Genomic DNA, 3,744 nt, shown 5'->3' on the forward strand with positions numbered 1-3,744 from the left:
CGCCCGGCCGGGGCGGATGAACCCGCGGGCGGGTCGGCGCCGGGTGGCGGGTGCCCGACAGGGTATTTTCGCCGAGAAGAAGTCGGGGCGCGCGCACGTGGGCGGCACGCCTCAGCGCAGTTTCGGGACGCCGCCGGGCAGGGTGTCACGCTCGGTCACGCCGGCGCGCAGCGACCGGCCGATGCGGTGGGCAAGGGCCGACCACGCCGCCGCCTGGTCGGGGCGGAGCTCGGCGCGCAGGACGGTGTCGAAGAGCGCGAGCCATGTGGAGAACATGCCGGGCTTGACGTTGCCTGCCCGCACATGGGCCGTCATCGGGCTGCCGTCGTAGCCGCGTTCGTGCAGGATCGTGTTGGCCCAGAAATCGGCCACACGGCATTCATGCGCGGGCCAGTCGGTGACATGGACGGCAAAGACCGGCCCGAGGCCGGGATGCGCCCGCACGCGGGCGTAGAATTCGGCCACGACCCTTTCGATCTCGGGCCGGGTGATGTCGAAGCGTGGCGGCAGGGCGGTGCTCATGCCCTGTTATGTGGCGCGGTTGGCCGGGCGGTGCAATCCCCCTCTGGACGGGGCGGGGGCGGGGGCCTATAAGGCGGCGCATGACGGACAAACCCTCGATGGTCATTCGAATTACATGCCCGGCGCTCTGACCAGACGGAGCCGCCGGGACAAGGTGCATGAGCCGTCGCACCGCCCCCATCCCCGACACGCCGAGACCCAAGCGACAGAGGACGCCCGCGATGTGCGCCGACCTGACCGAAACGCCCGATTACAAAGACACGCTGAACCTGCCCAAGACGGATTTCCCGATGCGGGCGGGCCTGCCCAAGCGCGAGCCGCAGTGGCTGGACCGCTGGAACCGCCTGCACATCTATGACCGCTTGCGCGAGAAGGCCAGTACCGAGGGCGGCCGACAGCCCTTCACCCTGCATGACGGCCCGCCTTATGCCAACGGGCACCTGCATATCGGTCACGCGCTCAACAAGATCCTCAAGGACATGGTGGTGCGATCCCAGCAGATGATGGGCCGCGACGCGCGCTATATCCCCGGCTGGGATTGTCACGGCCTGCCCATCGAGTGGAAGATCGAGCAGGAGTACCGCGCCAAGGGCAAGAACAAGGACGAGGTGGACATGGTCGATTTCCGGCAGGAGTGCCGGAAATTCGCCGAGGGCTGGATCGACGTTCAGCGTGACGAGTTCAAGCGGCTTGGCGTGACGGGCAAATGGGAACGGCCCTACCTGACGATGGATTACCGCGCCGAGCGGATCATCGCGGAAGAATTCCAGAAGTTCCTGATGAACGGCACGCTGTACCAAGGCTCCAAGCCGGTCATGTGGTCGCCCATCGAGAAGACGGCGCTGGCCGAGGCGGAGGTGGAATACCACGACAAGGAGAGCTTCACGATCTGGGTGAAGTTCGAGGTCGTTTCGGGCGGGGACCTGACGGGCGCGCATGTCGTCATCTGGACGACGACGCCCTGGACGATCCCGTCGAACAAGGCCGTGGTCTATGGCGAGGACATCGCCTATGGCCTGTACGAGGTGACGGGCACCCCCGGGGAATGCTGGGCGAATGTGGGCGACCGCTATGTCCTGGCGGACAAGCTGGCCGATGACGTGATGCGCCGCGCCCGGCTGGAGCCGGAGATGTATACCCGCCTGCGGGACGTCACCGCCGACGAGCTTTCCGGCCTCAGCCTCGTGCATCCCCTGAAGGGCGTCGAGGGGGCGCAGGGCGAATGGGACGACCCGCGCGATTTCCGCGCCGCACCGTTCGTGACCGACGAGGACGGCACCGGGTTCGTGCATTGTGCGCCCAGCCACGGCATGGACGAGTACGTGCTGTACCAGGACGCCGGGATGCTGGACGAGGTGATCACCTACAACGTGATGGAGGATGGCCGGTTCCGCGCGGATCTGCCGCTGTTCGGGGGGCGCGCGATCCTCAGGCCCAATGGCAAGGAAGGCGACGCCAACAAGGCCGTGATCGACAAGCTGGCCGAGGTGGGCGGCCTGCTGGCGCGTGGCAAACTCAAGCACAGCTATCCTCATAGCTGGCGGTCCAAGGCGCCGGTGATCTACCGCAACACGCCGCAATGGTTCGCCGCCATCGACCGCGAGGTCGGCGACGGGCAGGACCGGTATGGCAAGACGATCCGTGCCCGGGCGCTGCGCTCGATCGACGAGCTGGTGACATGGACGCCGAAGACGGGCCGCAACCGGCTGCATTCGATGATCGAGGCACGGCCCGACTGGGTACTGTCGCGCCAGCGGGCGTGGGGCGTGCCGCTGACCTGTTTCGTGAAGAAGGGCGCCAAGCCCACCGACCCGGATTTCCTGCTGCGCGACCCGGCAGTCAATGCGCGCATCCTCGAGGCGTTCGAGGCCGAGGGCGCCGATGCGTGGTACAAGCCCGGCGCGAAGGAGCGTTTCCTGGGCGATGATCACGACCCGGCGGCGTGGGAAAAGGTCGACGACATCCTCGACGTCTGGTTCGATTCCGGATCGACACACGCCTTCGTGTTACGCGACCGCGAGGATGGCAGCGAGGACGGGCTGGCGGATCTTTACCTTGAAGGGACCGACCAGCACCGCGGCTGGTTCCATTCGTCGATGCTGCAGGCCTGCGGCACGATCGGGCGCGCGCCCTATCGCGGTGTGCTGACCCACGGGTTCACGCTGGACGAGAAGGGCAACAAGATGTCCAAGTCGCTCGGCAATACCGTGGCGCCGGACGACGTGACGGGGCAGTACGGCGCGGACATCCTGCGACTGTGGGTGGCGCAGTCGGATTACACGGGCGACCTGCGGATCGGGCCGGAAATCCTCAAGGGGACGGCCGACAGCTATCGCCGGTTGCGCAATACGCTGCGGTTCATGCTTGGGGCCCTGAGCCATTTTTCGGAAGCCGACCGTGTCGACCCTTCGGACATGCCGGAACTGGAACGCTGGGTGCTGCACAGGCTGGCGGAGCTGGATCACCGGGTGCGCACGGGCTATGCCGCCTATGACTTCCAGGGCGTGTTCCAGCAGCTTTTCAATTTCTGCACGGTTGAGCTGAGCGCGTTCTATTTCGACATCCGCAAGGACGCGCTTTACTGCGACGGGGACACCGCGCGGCGGCGGGCGGCGCGGACGGTGCTGGACCTGCTGTTCCATCGGCTGACCACGTGGCTAGCGCCGGTGCTGGTTTTCACCATGGAGGAAGTCTGGCTGGAACGTTTCCCCGGCGAGGACAGCAGCGTGCACCTGGTGGACATGCCCGAAACGCCGGCGGACTGGCTGGACGAACAACTGGCGGCGAAATGGGCGCAAGTCCGGCAGGCGCGGCGCGTGGTGACGGCGGCGCTGGAGGTTCAGCGGACGGACAAGGTGATCGGCGCGTCGCTAGAGGCCGCGCCGGTTGTTCACGTGCTGGATGCGGAAATGCTCAAGGTGCTGAAATCGGTGAACTTCGAGGATATCTGCATTACCTCGGACATCTGCCTGACGGGCGATCCCAGCCCGGACGAGGCCTACCGCCTGCCAGAGGTGGCGGGCGTGACCGTCGTGTTCGAGAAGGCCGAGGGCGAAAAATGCCAGCGTTGCTGGAAAATCCTGCCGGATGTGGGCCAGCACAAGCACCCCGGGACCTGTGCGCGCTGCAGCACGGCGCTTGGCTGACGTCGCCCGGCGCGGGCGGGGGCACCGCCCGTTTGCCGCGCCCGGGTGCCGTGGGCCCTGGGTGTGCGGCGTGACC

2 protein-coding genes are annotated in these 3,744 nt (G+C 66.8%); one reads left to right on the forward strand and one right to left on the reverse strand.

Going from position 1 to position 3,744, the window contains the following annotated elements:
- Window positions 1–111: 111 nt before the first annotated feature.
- Window positions 112–522 (reverse strand): group III truncated hemoglobin, encoded by a 411-nt coding sequence (locus ACH107_RS30915; RefSeq protein ID WP_412509510.1) that lies wholly within the window; start codon window positions 520–522, stop codon window positions 112–114.
- 221 nt (window positions 523–743) lie between these two features.
- Between ACH107_RS30915 and ileS the strand changes: the two genes are divergently transcribed.
- Complete coding sequence (gene ileS, locus ACH107_RS30920) at window positions 744–3,668, forward strand: isoleucine--tRNA ligase (RefSeq protein WP_412509511.1); 2,925 nt, start codon at window positions 744–746, stop codon at window positions 3,666–3,668.
- Window positions 3,669–3,744 lie beyond the last annotated feature (76 nt).

The organism is Roseovarius halophilus (ex Wu et al. 2025) (assembly GCF_047086965.1).